Annotated in this window: 20 protein-coding genes; 11 read left to right on the top strand and 9 right to left on the bottom strand. The window is 65.7% G+C overall.

Annotation, left to right across the window (positions count from 1 at the left end; all coding sequences use genetic code 11):
• Positions 1 to 55: 55 nt before the first annotated feature.
• Entirely contained in the window at positions 56 to 529 is a 474-nt protein-coding gene (bcp, locus tag ABEA50_RS25785; RefSeq protein ID WP_345498615.1) for a thioredoxin-dependent thiol peroxidase, read from the bottom strand.
• 170 nt (positions 530 to 699) lie between these two features.
• Between bcp and ABEA50_RS25790 the strand changes: the two genes are divergently transcribed.
• Entirely contained in the window at positions 700 to 921 is a 222-nt protein-coding gene (locus tag ABEA50_RS25790) for a DUF3618 domain-containing protein (protein ID WP_345498617.1), read from the top strand.
• 64 nt (positions 922 to 985) lie between these two features.
• Here ABEA50_RS25790 and ABEA50_RS25795 read toward each other — a convergent pair whose 3' ends face one another.
• The gene (locus tag ABEA50_RS25795) at positions 986 to 1,285 is read right to left on the bottom strand and encodes an excalibur calcium-binding domain-containing protein (protein ID WP_345498620.1); all 300 of its coding nucleotides are present in this window, start codon (positions 1,283 to 1,285) and stop codon (positions 986 to 988) included.
• A 623-nt stretch (positions 1,286 to 1,908) separates the two neighbouring features.
• Here ABEA50_RS25795 and ABEA50_RS25800 point away from each other — a divergent pair.
• Entirely contained in the window at positions 1,909 to 2,361 is a 453-nt protein-coding gene (locus tag ABEA50_RS25800) for a MarR family winged helix-turn-helix transcriptional regulator (RefSeq protein ID WP_345498622.1), read from the top strand.
• Positions 2,362 to 2,458: 97 nt separating this feature from the next.
• Here ABEA50_RS25800 and ABEA50_RS25805 read toward each other — a convergent pair whose 3' ends face one another.
• The 4 genes from ABEA50_RS25805 to ABEA50_RS25820 all read right to left on the bottom strand — a co-directional run bounded on the left by ABEA50_RS25805 (position 2,459) and on the right by ABEA50_RS25820 (position 5,125).
• Entirely contained in the window at positions 2,459 to 2,662 is a 204-nt protein-coding gene (locus tag ABEA50_RS25805; RefSeq protein ID WP_345498624.1) for a hypothetical protein, read from the bottom strand.
• Between the two features lie 170 nt (positions 2,663 to 2,832).
• Positions 2,833 to 3,342 (bottom strand): DnaJ family domain-containing protein, encoded by a 510-nt coding sequence (locus tag ABEA50_RS25810; RefSeq protein WP_345498626.1) that lies wholly within the window; start codon positions 3,340 to 3,342, stop codon positions 2,833 to 2,835.
• Positions 3,343 to 3,485: 143 nt separating this feature from the next.
• A complete protein-coding gene (locus ABEA50_RS25815; RefSeq protein ID WP_345498628.1) occupies positions 3,486 to 3,800 on the bottom strand; it encodes a hypothetical protein in 315 nt (104 codons plus the stop codon).
• Positions 3,801 to 4,486: 686 nt separating this feature from the next.
• Entirely contained in the window at positions 4,487 to 5,125 is a 639-nt protein-coding gene (locus tag ABEA50_RS25820) for a transglycosylase SLT domain-containing protein (protein WP_345498630.1), read from the bottom strand.
• A 754-nt stretch (positions 5,126 to 5,879) separates the two neighbouring features.
• On the opposite strand from ABEA50_RS25820, the gene ABEA50_RS25825 reads away from it, so the two are divergent.
• The 9 genes from ABEA50_RS25825 (at position 5,880) to ABEA50_RS25865 (ending at position 15,903) form a co-directional block, all read left to right on the top strand.
• Positions 5,880 to 6,479 carry a TetR/AcrR family transcriptional regulator gene (locus ABEA50_RS25825; RefSeq protein ID WP_425577713.1) on the top strand — a complete coding sequence of 200 codons (600 nt, stop codon included), beginning with the start codon at positions 5,880 to 5,882 and terminating at the stop codon, positions 6,477 to 6,479.
• Positions 6,480 to 7,080: 601 nt separating this feature from the next.
• Complete coding sequence (locus ABEA50_RS25830; RefSeq protein ID WP_345498792.1) at positions 7,081 to 7,794, top strand: MlaE family ABC transporter permease; 714 nt, start codon at positions 7,081 to 7,083, stop codon at positions 7,792 to 7,794.
• A gap of 11 nt (positions 7,795 to 7,805) precedes the next feature.
• Entirely contained in the window at positions 7,806 to 8,651 is an 846-nt protein-coding gene (locus ABEA50_RS25835) for an MlaE family ABC transporter permease (RefSeq protein ID WP_345498635.1), read from the top strand.
• A gap of 6 nt (positions 8,652 to 8,657) precedes the next feature.
• Positions 8,658 to 9,983, top strand: coding sequence for an MCE family protein (locus tag ABEA50_RS25840; RefSeq protein ID WP_345498637.1), 1,326 nt, complete (start codon positions 8,658 to 8,660; stop codon positions 9,981 to 9,983).
• Positions 9,980 to 11,002 carry an MCE family protein gene (locus tag ABEA50_RS25845; RefSeq protein ID WP_345498639.1) on the top strand — a complete coding sequence of 341 codons (1,023 nt, stop codon included), beginning with the start codon at positions 9,980 to 9,982 and terminating at the stop codon, positions 11,000 to 11,002. Before ABEA50_RS25840 ends, ABEA50_RS25845 begins: the two co-directional genes overlap by 4 nt.
• Positions 11,002 to 12,036 carry an MCE family protein gene (locus tag ABEA50_RS25850; protein WP_345498641.1) on the top strand — a complete coding sequence of 345 codons (1,035 nt, stop codon included), beginning with the start codon at positions 11,002 to 11,004 and terminating at the stop codon, positions 12,034 to 12,036. Before ABEA50_RS25845 ends, ABEA50_RS25850 begins: the two co-directional genes overlap by 1 nt.
• Complete coding sequence (locus ABEA50_RS25855; RefSeq protein WP_345498643.1) at positions 12,033 to 13,283, top strand: MCE family protein; 1,251 nt, start codon at positions 12,033 to 12,035, stop codon at positions 13,281 to 13,283. The genes ABEA50_RS25850 and ABEA50_RS25855 overlap by 4 nt, the downstream gene beginning before the upstream one ends.
• A complete protein-coding gene (locus ABEA50_RS25860) occupies positions 13,280 to 14,425 on the top strand; it encodes an MCE family protein (RefSeq protein ID WP_345498645.1) in 1,146 nt (381 codons plus the stop codon). The genes ABEA50_RS25855 and ABEA50_RS25860 overlap by 4 nt, the downstream gene beginning before the upstream one ends.
• Positions 14,425 to 15,903 (top strand): MlaD family protein, encoded by a 1,479-nt coding sequence (locus ABEA50_RS25865; RefSeq protein WP_345498793.1) that lies wholly within the window; start codon positions 14,425 to 14,427, stop codon positions 15,901 to 15,903. The genes ABEA50_RS25860 and ABEA50_RS25865 overlap by 1 nt, the downstream gene beginning before the upstream one ends.
• Positions 15,904 to 16,241: 338 nt before the next feature.
• On the opposite strand, the gene ABEA50_RS25870 is transcribed toward ABEA50_RS25865, so the two are convergent.
• From ABEA50_RS25870 to ABEA50_RS31060, 3 genes are all read right to left on the bottom strand, one after another.
• Positions 16,242 to 16,934, bottom strand: coding sequence for a class I SAM-dependent methyltransferase (locus tag ABEA50_RS25870; RefSeq protein WP_345498647.1), 693 nt, complete (start codon positions 16,932 to 16,934; stop codon positions 16,242 to 16,244).
• A gap of 89 nt (positions 16,935 to 17,023) precedes the next feature.
• The gene (locus ABEA50_RS25875) at positions 17,024 to 17,725 is read right to left on the bottom strand and encodes a twin-arginine translocation pathway signal (protein ID WP_345498649.1); all 702 of its coding nucleotides are present in this window, start codon (positions 17,723 to 17,725) and stop codon (positions 17,024 to 17,026) included.
• Positions 17,722 to 18,504, bottom strand: coding sequence for a hypothetical protein (locus ABEA50_RS31060; RefSeq protein ID WP_425577717.1), 783 nt, complete (start codon positions 18,502 to 18,504; stop codon positions 17,722 to 17,724). Before ABEA50_RS31060 ends, ABEA50_RS25875 begins: the two co-directional genes overlap by 4 nt.
• Between the last annotated feature and the right edge of the window lie 693 nt (positions 18,505 to 19,197).

The following is a 19,197-nucleotide window of genomic DNA, read 5'->3' on the forward strand; positions in this document are numbered from 1 at the left end:
TATAGCGGAATACATAACGTGGACTACGGGCGTTTCGCGATGTCCTCGGCGAGAATCACACCGAGAGATCGCGCCGCAGTTTCGCGACATGACCGGTGGCGCGCACGTTGTATTGCGCGAGCGCGATCTTGCCTTCCTCGTCGACCAGGAAGGTGGAGCGAATCACGCCGGTGACGGTCTTGCCGTACATCTTCTTCTCGCCGAACGCGCCCCACGCGGTGAGCACGGTGCGTTCGGGGTCGGAAAGCAGCGGGAATGTCAGCGCCTCGGCGTCACGGAATTTGGCCAGCTTGGCCGGTTTGTCCGGGGAGATGCCGACGACTTCGATTCCCGCGCCGTCGAGTTCGGTCAGGCTGTCGCGGAAGTCGCAGGCCTGCTTGGTGCACCCCGGTGTGCTTGCGGCGGGGTAGAAGTAGACGATGACCTTGCGGCCCCGGTAATCGGCGAGCGAGACGTCGTTGCCTTCGGCGTCGGGCAAGGTGAATTCGGGGGCGGTGTCGCCGGGTGCGAGTCGTTGGTTGTCGGTCACCCCATGCACGGTAATGGAATGCACCGACAATGCGAGCGTGCAGCCGGTGCGGGAAACGAGTACTCGAGGTGAGCGCGACGCCGCAGAGGAACGCGACCCCCGAGCGCTAGACTCGTCGCGAGCCAAGGCTGACTCGCGGCGGCGCGGCAATCGAATACAGGAGGCTGAACGTGGCAAGGGATACCGAGCGGATCGAGCAGGAGATCGAAGCCGCGCGCACGCGGCTGGCGAGCACGCTCGACGAGCTCGCGGTACGCGCGGACCCGCAGAAGATCGCGACCGACACCAAGCAGATCGCGGTGCGGAAGCTGAACGAGCCCAAGGTGAAATACAGCCTGATCGGGGCTGGCGCGCTGGTCGTCGGACTGGTGCTGATCAAGATCTTCCGCTGAGTCCGACCCCCGAACACAAAACACCCGGTGCGGCCGTAGCCGCACCGGGTGCTTCGAGTCGGGATCAGACCGTCGGGCAAGCGAACCCGTCGCCGTCGGGATCGAGGTGCGGGCCGTAGCCCGGCTCGCCGCGGAACAGCGGGGCGTGCCCATCTGCCTTGGCGTCTTCGCAGTTGGCGTAGGTGCCGCCGGCTGAACCGGACTGCGAGAGACCGGCGGAGCCGGTCGCTGCCGAGCCGCTGTCGACTGCGGAAGAACCGGTGCCTGCGGAACCGGACGGAGGGGCGGCCAGTGCTGCGGCAGGCGCCGCAAGGAGGGTCAGTCCCGCGACGGCAGCGCTGACGATAAGCCGGCGAACGTTCATGTATTCCTCTGTGTGTCTGCTGCGATGAATGGACGTCCGACCGGACGCCGCATCCACTGTCGTGACGGCTCGGCGCATTGTCAACCGGATCGCCGCGAAACTAGGACATTAGGGGATTTCGCACCTCCGCCATTTGTCGGGTGGAACAGATCCTTCTCGGACGTCATTCGCCGCGGTGCGGAGTCGATGCCCGACGCGATCCGTAGTGCGCGTCCGGAGGTGGCCCGATCGCCGGAACCCGCTTGACCGTGGACATTGCGCACGGCGACGCCGCGTCGCGGGTCGGCGCGGTCGCGTCTGATCGATGCGTGCGCACCGGGTCTTCGGATTGCCCGGTCCATGTTTCGCGATCGGACCATGGTTGCGCGTGCCCGCTGTGGCCTGTGGTGGCGCGCGTCGCGTGTTGTGAGGATCACACTCGCGCCATCGTGGTGGGTGGGTGATGTGGTCGCATGACGCTCGGCCGGAATGCTCGTTGCGTTCGGAAAGTGTTGCGGAAGCGTCGATTACAGAGGCGCCGCCAGTCGCGGGTGTCGCTGTCCGCGCGACAGGTGACGACATGAGGCAATTCCGTTGTCGCATCAACTAACCGCGGATTAGACTCGGCTCCCATGGTCCGATGGTTGAGCGACGATGAACAGACGACCTGGCAGGCGTATGTGCGATTACGCCAGCGTCTCGAGGCCGCGATGGCGGCCGGGCTGGCCGAGGACGGCGTCTCCTTCGCGGATTACGAAGTCCTCGTCGCGCTTTCGGCGGCACCCGAAAGCAGCCTGCGCGCCAAGGAACTGGCCGCCGAGGTCTGCTGGGAAAAGAGTAGGTTGTCCAAGCATTTGGCCAGGATGGCGGCGCGCGGGCTGGTCGAGCGTCTGCCGGTCTCCGAGGACGCGCGCGGCATCCTGATCAAACTCACCGACGAAGGCCGTACCGCCGTCGAGTCCGCCGCGCCCAATCACGTCGCCCTGGTGCGCAAGCTGTTCGTCGACCAGGTGACGCCGGAGGAGGCGCTCGCCCTGCGGTCGCTGACGGAAAAGGTGGTCGACGCGGTGGAGCGGTCGGCCGACGGCAACGCGTGAAAGGTGCTGTAGGGCCGCTGTGTTCGTGCTGAGGCGACCGTCGGTTGATCGGCGGGCTTGGGCGAACAGTTCCCGCTCGCCCAGGCCGGACGGATTATCAGCGTGCGGAACCGCTTTCGATGAATTCACGGATGAAGCAGAGCGGGCAGATGGGATCGAACGGCGCGGTGATCTGGGTCGAGGTCGTGGTCGATGGCGCCACCGGGAGTCCGTTCGGCGCGGCCGCGGCGAACGCGGGCTGGAGGGCGAGCGCGACAGCAAGCGCGCCGCCGACAGTGAGATTCAGGACGGGACGGTACAAGAGATTCCTCCGCTGGTGCGATGAGCCATGACGCTAGCAAGGCCCGTCGCGGCGGTCATGCCCCCAAACCTTCGACTTTCACGCGTGGATTATTTGCTCCGAAGCGCTACGGGCGCGCCGGAGGCTATCGACCGGATCGGTGCGAGCGGCTCACCGTCGGTGCGGTAGTTCTAGCCCCTGCGCGCGAGCCTGCGCCACCAACCGCGTGTGTCCTTCGCGCGCTCGCGGGCCGAGGAAGCGGCGGTGGGCGTGCTGGTCGGCGTCGGACGCGGCGTCGGCGCGCGTTCCGCACGCCAGCGTGTGACGACCTCGTCGGCGTCCACCGTGCTCACCGGGACCTGCGGCCCGGACGGCGCGCGCATCCACTCGACGACGCGCTGGTTCAGCTCCGCCACGGTCGTGCGCACCGCCGGTTCGGAATCCAGCTCGCGCACGGTGTCGGGCAGCCGCTCGATATCGCGGCGCAACAGCAGCGACGGCGGCAGCATCGCCTCGGTGCCGACGCCTTCCTTGCGGAGGTAGTTCTTCAGCCACCAGTGCTCGTCGTCGCCGACGCCGTCACGGGGGATCGGCTTCCCCGCGCCGGGCAGGTCGGCGAATTCGCCGCGTTCGGTGGCTTCGCGGATCTGCTTGTCGATCCAGGATTCGTGGTTGAGACCCGCGGGTTTACGTTCGGTCATAGTCGCTCCAGCATCGGCTTCGCTGACGAGTGGCGACTTCCATAGTACCGAGGCCCGTGGCGGCGCGCCCGGTGTCGCGGCGCGGTTGATCTCCAGTCGAATAAGGGTGAGAGGTGTTGTCGCACAGTGGAGTTCGACGGAACTCAGGGCCAGGGGGTGATCGGTGGCTTCACCCACATCAGCTTCTCGTCGGTGTGCGCGCGGCGCGCGGACGGATGTTCGGGATGGCGAGCGGCCCATTCGTCCTTGTCCGAAAGCATCCGCGCCACCGTTGCCCAGGTTTCCTCGGTGCTCGGCGGGTTCGTGTCGGCCGCTCGCGCCAGCTTGCGCCGCGTCGCGGACGGCAAAGCCAGCAGTTCGGGTCCGGTGATGCCGCGTTCCCAGACATAACCGGCCAGCCGCAGCGCCTTCTGCGCCCGACTCTTGGCGGCGGTATCGCTGTGTGCGTAATCGGTCATCGCGAAGTTCTCAGGGGTCTCGGTTCTCGTCGGGGTCGGTGTCGTCGTGCAGTGCAGGCCCCACGATGATGACACTTGCGCGACCAGCTGGCGATCGGCGGCTCGGCGAGAGTGCTGCTGTCGACGGAGTATTGGCAGGGATTCGCCGTGGAACCGCGTGCCAGGACCACGTCATCCGGAAGCGCCTCGACGACAGGGACCGATTCGTTCCCCTGCATGTACGGCTGGCGTCACGAGTACCGACAAGGCCGCAAGCTCCGGGCCGGCACGCCCGGTCCGACCCGAGCAACGTGTTCGCAAGGCAAAACGCCCCGAGATCATCGAAGACCTCGGGGCGCGCTGGATCGGAATGTTTCACGCCGCCCAGCCACACTGCACGAGCCGCCCGAACACGTGTTCCGAGCGCAGCGAGACCGGCACGGTAAGTTCGCGGCCGTCTCGCTGCCCGGTTTCGTAGGCGCGCGCCCCGGCTACCCGGTGAAATCGCCATGTCCCGTACCCGACTCAGCCCTCCCTACGAGCCGCCTGAACACGTGTTCCGAGCGTAGCGAGACCGGTACGGTAAGTTCGCGGCCGTCTCGCTGTTGAGTGCCCGTTTCGTAGGCGACGAAGGAGCAAGAAACGGGTACTCAACAGCGAGACTCAGGGCCGCGAACCACGCGGCGCCAGCCGCCAAGAACTCAACCTCAGTACGCGCTGTCGACGTTGTCCATCGAGCCGTAGCGGTGTGCGGCGTAGTTGCAGGCGGCGGCGATGTTGGCGACCGGGTCCCACACGTCGTGCGAGGTGCCCTCGACGTGGTAGGAGTTGAATGTGGGGTCGATCACCTGGAGCAGGCCCTTGGAGGGGATGCCAGCGATGGCGTTGGAATCCCAGAGGTTGATGGCCTTCGGGTCGCCGGTGGACTCACGCTGGATGTTGCGCATGATGCCTTCGTAGCTACCGGGGATGCCCTTTTCGTGCATGATGTCGAGCGCCTCGCGGATCCAGCCGTCGAGGTTGTTGGCGTAGGTCGGGGCCGCGGGGGCCGGCGCCGCCTCGGGGGCGGGCGCGGGGATCGGTGCGGGGGCCGCCGCGGCCGGGGTCGGCATGGAGGGCAGGCCCGGCAGGACCGGTGCCTTGGCGGGGGCGGGGATGGAATCCGAGACGGGCTCGGCGTCGGCCTGCTGCTCGGCCACCATCGCGACGCGTGAGCCGTCGTCGTTGTTTGCGACCGAGACCACCGAGGAGGTGGCGACGGCGATGAGGCCTGCCGCGGCTACGGCTGCGGTGATGTTCTCGCGCAGGGTCGGACGGCGAAGGACGGAGAGACGACTTTGAGGCATTGCTGGATCGGTTTCCTTGGTCGGGGATTGGAGATCGATCCGGCCGCACGAAGAGCAGCACGGATCTCGCGGCGCTGGTCCGGGTGGACGCACGCCGATTCGGCTGTGTGCTGTTGTGGGGTTTGGTTGTGGGGACACTCGGTCCTGTGGAATGCGACGGTTCCTGCGGGACGGCGCGGGCTGCGCTGTTGGCCGCGGTCGCGTGGATCTCCGCGTTATCGGGTGCGGAGCCACCGGCGGAAGTTGGGGGTCGCCGAGTCGTTGCCGGTTTCATCCGGGGTCGCGGTAGGCTTGACGCTTGCCATCGCGATCGTTTTCCGAATGCGTGTGAACAACTCTTCGGTTTAACCAAACTTCAGGTCGCTTTATGACCTGCATTGCAGAATGGTCACGAGTTATGAACGCAAGGTAAACGGAAATTGAACGGATGGGGTTGCTGATCTTGGAAACCCCAGGGCGTGGATGCGGAACCGTTACCTATGCAGGGGTTCTGCCGTTAAACCTAAAGTGGTTCAGGTCACATAATTTCTTCGTGACGATTCCGGTTTTCGCCGATCCGAGTGCGGTTCCGGTGGGTGATTACCGCCGCTGCGGGGCCACGGAAACGGTCCGCTCGAAGGTCTCGAATCACGCCTTGCCCGGTAGTTGCCGAAGGTGGTACGCACACCCGTGTTTGTCGCCCCGGGGAAGACCAACCTACTGTGTGTTCATTAGGTTGTGCTTTACAGGTATGTCCTCCACGACGGGAGTCAGGGTGTCCACTCCTCGCCCATACGACACGCTCCTCGCCAAAGGCGAGGACCGGAAACAGCGCATCCTCGCCGTCGCGCAACGGCTGCTCACCCGCAATGGGTGGCGCAACACCACGCTGGCGCTGATCGCCAAGGAGGCCGGTGTGAGTCCGGCGGGGCTGCTGCATCACTTCCAGTCCAAGGAACAGTTGCTACACGCGGTCCTCGACGCGCGCGATGCCGACGACGACGCGCAAGCCGATCGCACCGGCGACATGATCGAACAGATCCGTAAGGTAGCCGACCGCATCCAGAGCTCGCCCGAGCTGGTGGGTACCTTCACGGTCCTGTTGGTGGAGAACCTGCTGCCCGATGCGCCACTGCACGACCGGCTGCTCGATCGGTGGAAGGTGGCCGTGAGCATCGTGGCCGACGCGATCAGGCAAAACCAGGAGAGTGGTCGTTTTCGCGCCGATATCGATCCTGAGGTGCGCGCGGTGGAGATCGTCGGCTTCATCAACGGGATGGAGATCTCGTGGTTGCTCGACCGATCCATCCCGTTGACCGAGGTGTTCACCGAGTACGCGCGGACGCTGGAGGAAGATTTCGCCCCTAAGGGGTGAGCGGGGGGTCGGATGGGCCGACCTACGCATCCACACCGTGGTTACCGCGCCTTGTACTGCTCGGTTCTTGCTCGCGCTCACGCCTGTGTCCTTGTGGCCTCTGTGGACACCCCGCCCATGGGTAAGTCGAAGTAGTCCGGGAGGGCGATCGGGGGTAGGCGCATCGGCGTTGGGGCGGGGGTTCGCCCGCCGCGAATCACGGTGTCCTGGATGGGTCTCTTGATGCGGCATGTCTGGGACAGGTTTGCCGATTGGGATTCAGATTCTCTGTAATGACATGTACTCTTCGCTCTAGATGAGAACGTAATTTCCTTGGAGTGGGAGCGAAGATGCCATCAGTGATCGGGACGGCACGCGCGGTGATCGCTCGGGAGATTCGCGCAGTTCGGGGCGGTTTTTCGGCCGGTTCGGTGGGCGAAGGGGTGGGGCAATGACGCGGAATCGGCTGCCTCGGTGGAACGAGGTACGTGCCTCGGGGCAGGTGCGGGCCTGGCAGCAGGACGGTGACGACGACGCCGTTGCCCCCGTGCCGAAGAAGACGCGAAAGTTTGCCCCGCGCAACTACACCGGGGCGTTGGAAGCGGTGGGTGGACTGTTCGCGATGTCCGCCGACGCGGTGAAATTCGCGTTCCGTCGGCCGTTTCAGGGTAGGGAGTTCCTCGAACAGTCCTGGTTCGTCGCGCGGGTCTCGCTGGTGCCGACACTGCTGGTGGCGATTCCGTTCACGGTCCTGGTGAGCTTCACCCTCAATATTCTGCTGCGCGAGCTCGGCGCGGCCGACCTCAGCGGGGCTGGCGCGGCCTTCGGTGCGGTGACGCAGGTCGGTCCGATGGTGACGGTGCTGATCGTCGCCGGATCGGGTGCCACCGCGATGTGCGCGGATCTGGGGTCGCGCACGATCAGGGAAGAGATCGACGCCATGCAGGTGCTCGGGATCGACCCGGTGCAACGACTGGTCACCCCGCGCATGTTGGCCTCGGGTCTGGTCGCGCTGCTGCTCAACAGTCTGGTCTGCATTATCGGCGTGCTCGGGGGCTACTTCTTCTCCGTCTATGTCCAGGACGTCAACCCCGGCGCGTTCGCCTCGGGCATCACTCTGCTGACCGGTGTCGGCGAGGTGATCATCTCCTCGGTCAAGGCGCTGCTGTTCGGGTTGGTGGCGGGCCTGGTCGCCTGCTATCGCGGGCTGATCGTCTCCGGCGGCGCGAAAGCCGTCGGTAACGCGGTGAACGAGACCGTCGTCTACGCGTTCATGTCGTTGTTCGTGATCAATGTCGTCGTCACAGCGATCGGCATCCGAATGACCGCTGGCTAGGAGGCGCGACGATGACACTGACCGCGAGGTACCCGCGTGCGATCCGACGGTTGAACAAGCCGATCGTCGGGCTCGGCCGGATCGGCGACCACACCCTCTTCTACGGCAAGGCGCTCTATCGCGCGCCGATGGCGGCGTGGCGCTATAAACGCGAAACCATCCGGCTGATCGCCGAAATCAGTATGGGTTCAGGCGCTTTGGCGGTATTCGGCGGCACCGTCGTGATCGTCGGCTTCCTTACCCTCGCCACCGGCGGCACCCTCGCGGTGCAGGGCTACAGCTCGCTGGGCGACATCGGCATCGAAGCGTTGACCGGCTTCCTGTCCGCCTTCATCAACGTACGCATCTCAGCGCCTGTCGTCGCGGGGATCGGATTGGCGGCCACCTTCGGCGCCGGTGCGACCGCGCAACTGGGTGCGATGCGGATCAACGAGGAGATCGACGCGCTGGAATCCATTGCCATCGAGCCGATCGCCTATTTGGTCGGTACCCGCATCGTGGCGGGGATGGTCGCGATCGTCCCGCTGTACGCGCTCGCGGTGATCGCCTCCTTCGTGGCCAGCCGCTTCACCACGGTGATCTTGCTCGGACAGTCCGCCGGGCTCTACGACCACTACTTCTCGACATTCCTCAATCCGATCGACCTGCTGTGGTCGTTCGCCCAGGCGATCTTGATGGCCCTGGCGATTCTGTTGATCCACACCTACTTCGGATTCTTCGCCAGCGGCGGGCCCTCCGGCGTCGGCATCGCGGTGGGTAATGCGGTGCGCACGTCGCTGATCGCGGTCGTGTCGGTGACCTTGCTGGTCTCGTTGGCCGTCTACGGCTCCAACGGCAACTTCAACCTGTCCGGGTAGGTGGCGATGCTGCGGAAAACACTGGGCAGGACCGCGACGGTCCTGCGTCCCTACGGCCGACCGCTGGCCGGGTTGGCGACCATCGGCTTGGCGATCGTCATCGTCGCGTTCGCGGTGACGATGTTTCGCGGCGGCTTCGCCGACACGGTGCGGGTCACGGTGCTCTCACCGCGCGCGGGACTGGTGATGTATCCCGACGCGAAGGTGAAGATGCGCGGCGTCACGGTCGGCAAGGTCTCCTCGGTCGAGGAGCGCGCGAACGGTACGGCCGCGATCCAGTTGGCGATGAATGTCGATCAGCTGACCGATATTCCGGACAATGTGGTGGTCGACATCGCCTCGACGACGGTGTTCGGCGCCAAGTTCATCCAGTTCCTCCCGCCGGCGCAGCCGTCGGCCGAATCCTTACGTGCTGGCCAGGTTTTCGATTCCCAGCACGTCACCGTCGAGATCAACACGGTGTTCGAGCAGCTGACCGAGGTGCTCGCGCGCATCGAGCCGGAGAAACTGAACGAGACCCTCGGGGCGATCGCCGCGGCCACCAGCGGACGTGGCGAACGGGTCGGCCAGATGCTCAGCGACCTCGACGGGTTCCTGAAGAAGATGCGACCGGCGCTGCCAGCACTGGAGGCGGACATGACCATGGCGCCGCCGGTGGTGAACTCCTACGCCGACAACGCGCAGAACCTGCTCGATACCGCGGGCAACGCGGGCAAGGTGAGTGCGACGGTCGTCGACGAACAGCAGAACCTCGACGCCATGCTGATCAGCCTCATCGGGCTCGGCGACACCGGCAACCAGGTGCTCGGCGACAACCACGACGCGTTGGCGAGTTCGCTACGGCTGATGGTGCCGACCACCGATCTGACCAACGAGTACCGGCAGGCACTGAACTGTTCGCTGACCGGTTTCGCGTATCTGAATTCGGTGGTGCCCAAGGACATTCCCGGTGTCGCATTGTCGGCGAGCTTCATTTTCGGCAATCCCGCGTACACCTATCCGAAGAACCTGCCGAAGGTGGCGGCCAAGGGTGGCCCGCAGTGCGACGCCGTTTTCCCGGTGGGATTCAACGAACATCCGCCGTTGGTCGTCGCCGACATCGGCGTGAATCCCGGTGAGCGAACGAATCAGGATCTCGCGCTCAATACCGGCAGTCTCGGTCAAGCACTGCTCGGTCCGCTGGTGGGTGCGCCGATGCCCGCGCCCGTCCCCGCGCCCGCTGCCGCGCCGCCCGAGGGGCCGCAGCTGCAATTGCCGGGCCTGCCCGGCATTACCCTGCCGGGCATTCCGTTACCCGAGATCGCCCTGCCGGGGTTGGGTGGGCCACGATGAGTCCACGTAACGCGCCCTTGCTGAAATTCGGGGCATTCGCGGCCGTGATGGTGGTGCTGTCGGGAATGCTGCTGCTCGTATTCGGGCAGTATCGCACAGGCGCCGCCAGCGACTATTCGGCGATATTCACCGACTCGTCCGGGTTGGAATCGGGTGACACCGTTCGGGTCGCCGGAGTCGAGGTCGGCACCGTGAAATCGGTATCGCTGCAAGACGATCACCGGGTGAGCGTCACCTTCAAGGCCGATCGCGGGGTGGTCTTGACCAGTGGTACCACGGCCGCTGTGCGGTACCTCAACCTCACCGGCGACCGCTACCTGCAATTGGCCGAAGGCCCCGGTTCGACCCAAATCTTGGCCAAGGGCGCCCAGATTCCGGTGGAACACACCGCACCGGCGCTGGATATCGACTTATTGCTCGGCGGCCTGAAACCCGTTGTGCAAGGTCTGAATCCGAAGGATGTCAACGGACTCACCTGGTCGCTGCTGCAAATTATGCAGGGCAAAGAGGACACGGTGAATTCGCTGTTGTCGAAGACCTCGTCGTTCTCCTCCGCGTTGGCCGACAACAATGTCGTCGTTCAGCAATTGATCGACAATCTGAATACGGTCATGGACACCCTGGCCAAGGACGGCGGAAATTTCTCCGACTCGATCGATCGCCTGGAGCAACTCGTCAGCCAGTTGGCCGGTGATCGCGATCCGATCGGCACCGCCATCGACGCGCTCGACAAGGGGACCGCGTCGGTCGCCGACCTGCTGACCCAGGCCAGGCCCCCGCTGGCGGGCACGGTGGATCAGCTCGCCAGGCTCGCGCCGCTGGTCGACGACGACAAGGCCTCCTTGGACGCGGCATTGGGCAAGGCGCCGGAGAACTTCCGCAAGATGACCCGCACCGGTTCCTACGGCAATTTCATCCAATACTTCATCTGCGGGATCACCGTTCGGCTCAGCGACCCCTCCGGTGAGGTCGTCGTGCTGCCGTGGATCAAGCAGGAAACGGGAAGGTGCGCGTACTGATGCTTCGTTATCGCGGTCGTCATCTGGTCCGGCCGGGGCTTGTCGGGATTGTCCTGATCGTGTGCGCCATCCTGGTGGGTTTGCAGTCGGAGAAGTTCCTCACCCTCAGCAGGCCGGTGCGCTACGAAGCGATCTTCACCGAAGCCGGTGGCCTGGTTCCCGGCGACGAGGTGATCTTGTCCGGCGTGAAAATCGGGACGGTGGCGAAGGTTTCGTTGCGCGAAGGGGACGCGGCGGTGACCTTCGCGATCGACAACAAGGTCCGGCTCGGTGCGGCGACTACCGTCCACATCAAGACCGGTTCACTGTTGGGCAAGCGCATCCTCACGGTCGTCTCCGAGGGCTCGGGCACATTGCGTCCGCTCGACGTCATCCCGACCACCCGGACCTCCTCGCCGTATTCGCTCACCGACGCGGTAGGCGAACTCGCATCCAACGCGGCGGGTATGGACACGACCGCCGTCAATCAGTCGCTGGACATGTTGTCGACCACGCTGGATCGGATCGCACCGCAATTGGGTCCGACCTTCGACGGCTTGGCGAACCTGTCGAAATCGCTCAACAGCCGAAACGACGCACTGCGTTCGCTGCTCGATTCGACCAAGGACGTCACGGGCATTCTCGCGCAGCGCAGCGATCAGGTGAATTCCCTGATCCTCAACGCGAACTCGCTGCTCCAGGTGCTTGCCGAGCGACGGCAGGCGATCGTCGACCTGCTCGCCAATACGTCGGCGGTAGCCCAACAGCTCTCGGGGCTGGTCGCCGACAACGAAGCCGAACTCGCGCCGACGCTGGACCGGTTGAATTCGGTGGCGGCGATGCTGGAGAAGAATCGCGACAATATCGCGAAGGCGATTCCGGGTCTGGAGAAGGTGACACTCACCCAGGGTGAAGCGGTCTCCGGCGGACCGTTCTACAACGCTTTCGTCGCCAATCTCATCGACGGGCACGACCTGCAACCGTTCATCGACGCCGCTTTCGGCGTGCAACCGCCCAGCCAGTTCCCGATACCGCACCTGGAGCCGCCGCGATGAAACGAAGCAGGGTTATCGGGATCGTCGGTGCCGCGCTCGCGGTGGTGTTGCTGGTGGGTGCCGCCTATGTGGGGCAACGGGAGTTGTTCGGCCCCAGGAAGATCACCGCGATCTTCACCAGCGCCACCGCGATCTACGCGGGCGACGACGTTCGGGTGTCCGGGGTGAAGGTGGGCAGGATCGCCTCGGTGCGACCGCACGGCACGTCGGTGGAGATGGAGTTGGCGGTCGACCACGGGGTGTCGATCCCGGCGCAGGCCGAGGCGGTGATCGTCTCGCAGAGCTTGATCGCGGCGCGCTACGTGCAGCTCACCCCCGCCTATCGGACGAGTGGCCCGACCATGGCCGACGGTGCGGTGATCCCGCTCGAGCGCACGGCGGTGCCGGTCGAATGGGATGAGGTGAAGACGCAATTGACGCGTCTTTCCGCCGAGCTGGGCCCCGACGGCGATCTGTCCAGCAGTGCCACCGGCCGCTTCATCGACAGTGCCGCCGACGCCATGGGCGACAACGGAGACAAGCTCAGGACCATGGTGACGGAGCTGTCCGGGGTCGGGCGGATCCTGGCCGACGGCAGCGGGAACATCGTCGACATCATCAAGAATTTGCAGACCTTCGTCACCACCCTGCGCGACAGCAACACTCAGATCGTGCAGTTCGAGAATCGACTCGCGACGCTGACGAGCGTGCTGGACGACGGGAAATCGGATCTGGACGCCGCGTTGCGTGACCTCTCCGTGGCGATCGGTGACGTCACCCGATTTGTGTCCGAGAATCGGGACAGGGCCAGCGAACAGGTGCGGCGCTTGGGCAACGTGACCCAGAATCTGGTCGACCACAAGAAGGAACTCGAACAGCTGCTGCACGCGGTGCCGAGCAGTCTGGCGAACTTCGTCAATATCTACGACCCGAATATCGGCGAGGCCGCCGGGGTATTCGTATTGAACAACTTCTCCAATCCCTTGCAGTTCGTCTGCGCGGGCATCGGCAGCATCGAGAACGCGACCTCGGCGGAATCGGCGAAGAAATGCGTCGACTACCTCGGGCCGGTGTTGGGTCTGCTGAACTTCAATTATCTTCCCGTGCCGGTGAATCCGGTGCTCGGCCCGGCACCGCGGCCGGAAAACCTGCACTACACCGAGCCCGACCTGGTTCCCACCGCGGTCGGCGACACGGCCGCCGCGTCGCCGCCGCCCCCACTGACACTTCCAGACCTCCTGTCTCCCTGGGGAAGGCCGCCGTCATGACCGACCGTCGTCTCGCACGCACCTGTCGCAGGGTGGTGCTGTTGTGTACGTGCGCCTTGCTCGCCGCCACCGGATGCGGTGGGTGGCACGGCGTGAACTCGTTGCCGTTGCCCGGTGCGACGGGCCGTGGCGCCGATGCGACCACCTATCACCTGGAAATGGCGGATGTCGGTACGCTGGTGCAGAATTCGCCGGTCATGATCGATGACATCACCGTTGGCAGCGTCAGTGCGATCGCGGTCGACGGGTGGCACGCCCGGGTGGACGTTTCGGTGCGGCAGGGCGTGGTGATCCCCGCGAACGTGGTGGCCACGGTCGGGCAGACCAGCTTGCTCGGCTCCAGTCACGTGGCGTTGAATCCGCCGCCGGGGGCCGCGCCGGCGGGACAGTTGGCGCCCGATGCGACGGTGGCGTTGAACAAGTCGTCGACCTACCCGTCGACCGAACAGACCCTCGCCTCGCTGTCGGTGGTGCTCAACGGCGGTGGTCTCGGTCAGCTGGGGGAGATCATCGGGAACCTGAACTCGGCGTTCGACGGTCGCCAGGGCGATGTGCGCGATCTGCTCGACCAATTGGATACCTTTGTCGGCACGTTGGATGCGCAGCGCGACAATATCGTCGCGACGATCCAGGGCTTGAATCGATTGTCGGGGACCTTCGCCGGGCAGCGCGACGTGGTGACCGAGGCGCTCGCCAAGCTGCCACCCGCGCTCGATGTGCTGATTCGCGAGCGTCCGAATATCACTACCGCATTACAGAAGCTGGGTACCTTCAGCGATACCGCCAACGCGGTCGTCAACGATGTGCAGGACGATCTGGTGACGAATCTGCGCAACCTGGAGCCGACCATCAGCGCGCTCGCCGACGTGGGTCCGGATATCGACAAGGCGCTCGGGTATGCCACCGTCTTCCCCTACGGCCAGCACGCCATCGACTACGCCATTCGTGGCGACTACCTGAACCTGTTCGCGACCGTCGACCTCACCGTGCCGCGCCTGCAACGAGACATGTTGCTGGGCACGCCTTTCGGTGATCCGACTGCCGTGGTGCAGGCGGCGGTGGGCGACCCCGGCTATGGGCAGCAGACCAATGATCCGCTCGGCGCACCCTTGGCGCCGCCGGAGAACGGAGGCCCACGATGATTCTCTCGCGTTTCGTCCGGGCGCAGCTGGTGATCTTCGGGATCCTGTCGGTCATCGGTGTCGTGGTGATGGCGGTGGTGTACATGAGCGTGCCGACGCTGCTCGGTGTCGGGACCATGCAGGTCACCGTCGAACTGCCTGCCGCGGGCGGGCTGTATCGGTTCGGCAATGTCACCTATCGTGGCGCGCAGGTCGGCAAGGTGACCGCCGTGGATCTGCGCAAAGAAGATGTACGCGTGGAGCTTTCGATCGACAACGGCTTCCGTATCCCGTCGGATCTACAGGCGCAGGTGCGCAGCGTATCCGCGGTCGGCGAGCAGTACGTGGAATTGCTGCCGCGCACCGATTCGCCGCCCTACCTGCACAACGGCTCGGTGATCGACGCGCGCGATACCGTGCTGCCGCAGCCGGTGGGTCCGATGCTCGACAAGCTGAGTGCGCTGGTGAACACCATTCCGCAGGACAAGCTGCACGAGTTGTTGGACGAGATGTACAAGGGTGTCAACGGGACTCGCACCGATCTGGACTCGTTGATGAACTCGGCCTCGACCCTGGCCGCGGACATGAACGGCCTTGGCGACACGGCGAAGACGCTGACCGAGGATTCGGTGCCGCTGTTGGATTCTCAGGTCCGCAGCACCGACGCGATCGATCTCTGGTCGCGCAGCATGGCGGGGATCACCGGGCAGTTGGTGACCAATGATCCGCAGCTGCGCACGGTCCTACGCGACGGGCCGCAGATGGCACGGGAGTCGGAGCAGATCCTCGATCAGGTGAAGCTGACGCTGCCGGTACTGCTGGCGAATCTGACCACCATCGGACAGCTCGGTGTCACGTATCACGCTGGGCTGGAACAGGTTTTGGTATTGTTACCCCCGATCGTCGCCAGCACCACCGCGTATCAACCGACCAAGAATTCCTCCGGACTCGGCCTCGGCGCGTTCCGGATGAGCGGGACCTCCGATCCGCCGGCGTGCACCGTCGGCTTCCTGCCGCCCACCGAGTGGCGACCGCCGTCGGATACCACCACCATCGACACCCCCGACGGCCTGTATTGCAAACTGCCGCAAGACTCTCCGGTCGCGGTGCGCGGCGCACGCAACTACCCGTGTATGAACGATCCCGGCAAGCGGGCCGCGACGGCGGAGGTGTGCAACAACGAGCAGGAATCCGAGCAGCCGGTCGCCACGGAACAGCCCGTGGTCGGGCCGTACCCGCGCGACCCGAACCTCGAATCGCAGGGCATCGCACCGGATGTCCGGCCGATTCCCGGTGACGGGTCGGGACCGCCGTTGCCAGGCCGGGAGGCGACGCCGAGTGCCTACCGGGACGAGCAGCCGCAGGGACCTTCGGTGGCGACCGCCGGTTACGACCCGAAGACCGGCAGGTACCTCACGCCGGATGGCCAGTTGTTCCAGCAGAGCGATCTGGTCTCGCCGGGAGACCCCGGCACCTGGCGGGACATGATCCCGCACTGAGCGCCGAGCGCCGCGGTGGCTGGTCAACGGGCTTGCCGCGCTTCGAACAACCGCCAGTTGTGGTCGGTGTCGCGGTCGCTTCGGCGCCTTCGGGCCAATCCAGTCGGTGACATGCTCAACGCCATCGTCGGCTGGCTGCCGAGGCTGTTCGTCGCGCTCGGCCCTGCCTCGGGATCGTCGGCGCTGGGCTTCGGGAAATACACCGGTCGCGGGTACCGACGGAGCACCCGGCTCGGTGGCAGATGTGCGACCAGGTCGGGGTGGTTGTCCCTTGGGGGCCATGCGGTAACGAAGCCGACGACGAGTCGCGTGAACGCGTTGTCGGGTCGGCGCGTGGATCAAGCGCCGCAGGTCGATTCGAGGGGTTTGGTCCATTCGGCGGTGTAACGGAAGGCCAGACGGTGCCGAATGCGGGCCCCCGGCATGCGGGCGGCGAAGCTCTCGCGCAGGGTGGCGAGGGGGATCCGCGGGTCTTTGATCGGCACCTGCGCCGCGGCCATGGTGCCCTGCCCGGTTGAGCGCGGGTGTTTGATCAGGCCGATGAGCGGGTTGGTCAGCGCGGAGGCGAGATCCCATGCGACGTCGCGGCGGGTGGTCGGCGGTGCGAGCCCGACGACCAGAAAGCGACCTCCCGGCGCGAGCAGTCGCTCGACCTGTGTGATCGCCTCGTCGGCGTCGAGATGGTGCAGCACGGCGACCATGGTGATCAGGTCGTATTCGCCGTCGAGTTCGGCGAGTTGGCGGTTGGCGACGGCGACGTTGGCGCGGTCGCGGCAACGCTCTCGGGCGCCCGCGCGCACGTCCGCGTCTCGATCAGTGCCTTCGACGGCGGCGAATCTCGAAGCGAGGCCGAGTAACAGCCGGCCGCGACCGCACCCGACGTCCAGCGCGCGCCCGCGTTCGCGCGGCAGGCGGCGCATGATCCATCCGTGGAAGTGGTCGTTGTGATTCCACGGATGGCGTGCGTTCAGCCGCGAGAGCGCGCGAACCGCCCCGGTGACGGCGGGATGGGTCGATGCTCTGACGTCCATGCACTCGTGTGTACACCCGGAGGCGCACCGGCGGGGTCACAACGGGGACGGTGCACGGTGGCGTTGCGCGGCCAGCGTGGTCGGGGCGCCTATACCGGGTCGAAGGACGAGATGCGCCAGTTGTCCTCGACTTTGGTGAGCGACACCTGGACCCGGCTCGCCGCCATGGTGGGGTCGGGTTTCTCCGAACTGGTGGTGGTCTGGTTGATGAAGACCAGCACGACCGCCGAGTTTTCGTTCAGGTCCGAGATCGCGGAGCGCACTACATTCGCGGTGGTCTTCACCGCCTTGTCCTTGGCGGCTGGAGCGACGACCTGCTGGGTGAACTGGGCGTAATAGGTGAGGAAGTCGCCGGTGAGATGTGTTTTGGCGGAATCGAAGTCGCGGTCGAGCGTATCGGGGGAGTAGGACAGGATCGAAACGGTGCCGTCGGTTGCCGCCTTGATCGCCGCCTGGCGGGCCGCGTCGTCGGTGCGGCTGTCGGGACGGTACTGGACGAAATAGAGGGTGAGCGCCAGCGCCACCGAGGCGATGACGAGCACACTGATCGCGACCGGGACGACGTTGTGCCGCAACATCTGTGCCGCGCGCCGCATGGCGCCCTTGCTCGTTCGGCTGGCGGAATCGCCGTCGGCTTCGCCGGGCGCCGCCGGCCCGTCGGCGACGGTGCTCGGTGCGTCGGTGGACTTCGGCTGTGTCGCGGCATCGTCGACGGCCGTGGCCCGGCCCGCGGTCGGCTTGTCCTGCGCGACCGACGCTGTCTCGGTCGTCGTCGCATTCTCTGTTTTCACGGCACGAACTCGACTTTCGACATCTTGAGTTGCCCGGCGTCTCTGGTGACCGTCATGCTCAACCGCCACGCGCGCGGTTCCTGTTGCGCCCCTGCGGCATTGGTGACCTGCGAGGTCGCGGCGACGAGCACCACGGCGGAATCCTGGGTCATCGATTCGACCGCGGCGACGTCGGCCTTGCCTTCGGTGGCGACCTTCGACTGCTCGATCACCTTCGTGAAATCCTCGGCCCTGCTTTGGAAGTCGTCGCGGAATTCGCCTGTGGAGTTGTCGATGATGCGCTGCACGTCGTCCTTGGCGTGATTGAAGTCGAGCGAGGTGAGGGTGACCGCGCCTTGGCGGGCCGCGGCGCTGAACTCGGCGGTGCGCTGCTGGTCGGCGGTGGTTGCGTGGTGCTGCCAGAGCATGAACCCGCTCGCGCCGAGTGCCGCGCAGATCAGCACCGCGGCGGCGAGGAAGGCGACGGCCCTGCGGCCCGGGCGAGGCAGGGTGGCCAAGCGCCGTTGGGGCGCGCGCGGTTTCCCGGTCGTTGTGTCCTCCGGCGACGCGGGCTGGTCGCGCTCGGTGCTCGGCTCCAGTGCCGCGTCTGTCTCCGTGCCGGGGCGAGGTGCGTGTGTGTCGGCTTGCCGCAGGGCGGTGACGCCCGGCTCGCGCGAGTCGGCTGCCGTGGCGGGGTGTCTGTCTGAGCTGTCCGACAGTAGCTCCGGTGCCGTGTCGGTGGTGTCCGCCGCGGGCGGGGATGGGTCGCCCTCGACCGGCGGCACCGTAGTGTCGGGCAGTGGGGCCTCGACCGACGACGAGGAACTGTCCTTGGCGGGCAACGGTTCTGGTGACGCGTCGCCGGTGTCCTGCTTCGGCGGGGCGTTCGATGGGGGCGCTGTGGTGGCTTTCGGCTCGAGCGTGTTCCCGGTGGTGCCGGACGTGTTATTCGCGGCGGCGGTGTCCGCTGACGGTGGGTCGGAGTCGGTGGGAGGTGAGTCGGCGTGACGATCATCGTCGTCGGACTGTCGGGTGTTCGTGGCTGTGGCTTGTCGTCGCAGCCGGGCGGCGCGGGCTCGAGCGCGCGCCGCGGCCGCCGTTGCCTCGCTGGCTTCGGCTTCGGCCTCGGCTTCTTGCGCCGCCAACAGCAGATCCGCTGCGCTGAAAGAGGATTCGTCGGCACCCGGCGGATCTGTGGTGGGTGATCGGGTGGCGGCGTGGTTGGTCATCGAAACCCTCGGATCACGCCGGGTCGAACAGACGGGGCGGGTGGGATCGTCGGGCGTCGAGGGTGTTCGGCTCGCACCACGGGGCTGGGCGAGTGCGCGCTGATCGGCATGGGCTGGCTCCTGATCCGCTCGTCATCGACGAGAATGACGTTACCTCAATATGTGACCCAGGTCATCGGTTCGGGTAATAACAGACCGATTCGTCTGGATTTCACGGCGGAAATGCCGTTAACGTGCGAGATTGTCTCCGGGTGGGCATGTGTG

The organism is Nocardia callitridis (assembly GCF_039543305.1).
GTDB lineage: Bacteria > Actinomycetota > Actinomycetes > Mycobacteriales > Mycobacteriaceae > Nocardia > Nocardia callitridis.

What these genes read in the sequence shown, in the direction of transcription:
- ABEA50_RS25795 (WP_345498620.1), bottom strand. Translation starts at nt 1,285, where the DNA reads ATGAACGTTCGCCGGCTTATCGTCAGCGCTGCCGTCGCGGGACTGACC.
- ABEA50_RS25840 (WP_345498637.1), top strand. Translation starts at nt 8,658, where the DNA reads ATGCTGCGGAAAACACTGGGCAGGACCGCGACGGTCCTGCGTCCCTAC.
- ABEA50_RS25830 (WP_345498792.1), top strand. Translation starts at nt 7,081, where the DNA reads ATGTCCGCCGACGCGGTGAAATTCGCGTTCCGTCGGCCGTTTCAGGGT.
- ABEA50_RS25855 (WP_345498643.1), top strand. Translation starts at nt 12,033, where the DNA reads ATGAAACGAAGCAGGGTTATCGGGATCGTCGGTGCCGCGCTCGCGGTG.
- ABEA50_RS25810 (WP_345498626.1), bottom strand. Translation starts at nt 3,342, where the DNA reads ATGACCGAACGTAAACCCGCGGGTCTCAACCACGAATCCTGGATCGAC.
- ABEA50_RS25850 (WP_345498641.1), top strand. Translation starts at nt 11,002, where the DNA reads ATGCTTCGTTATCGCGGTCGTCATCTGGTCCGGCCGGGGCTTGTCGGG.
- ABEA50_RS25845 (WP_345498639.1), top strand. Translation starts at nt 9,980, where the DNA reads ATGAGTCCACGTAACGCGCCCTTGCTGAAATTCGGGGCATTCGCGGCC.
- ABEA50_RS25870 (WP_345498647.1), bottom strand. Translation starts at nt 16,934, where the DNA reads ATGGACGTCAGAGCATCGACCCATCCCGCCGTCACCGGGGCGGTTCGC.
- ABEA50_RS25835 (WP_345498635.1), top strand. Translation starts at nt 7,806, where the DNA reads ATGACACTGACCGCGAGGTACCCGCGTGCGATCCGACGGTTGAACAAG.
- ABEA50_RS25820 (WP_345498630.1), bottom strand. Translation starts at nt 5,125, where the DNA reads ATGCCTCAAAGTCGTCTCTCCGTCCTTCGCCGTCCGACCCTGCGCGAG.
- ABEA50_RS25860 (WP_345498645.1), top strand. Translation starts at nt 13,280, where the DNA reads ATGACCGACCGTCGTCTCGCACGCACCTGTCGCAGGGTGGTGCTGTTG.
- ABEA50_RS25815 (WP_345498628.1), bottom strand. Translation starts at nt 3,800, where the DNA reads ATGACCGATTACGCACACAGCGATACCGCCGCCAAGAGTCGGGCGCAG.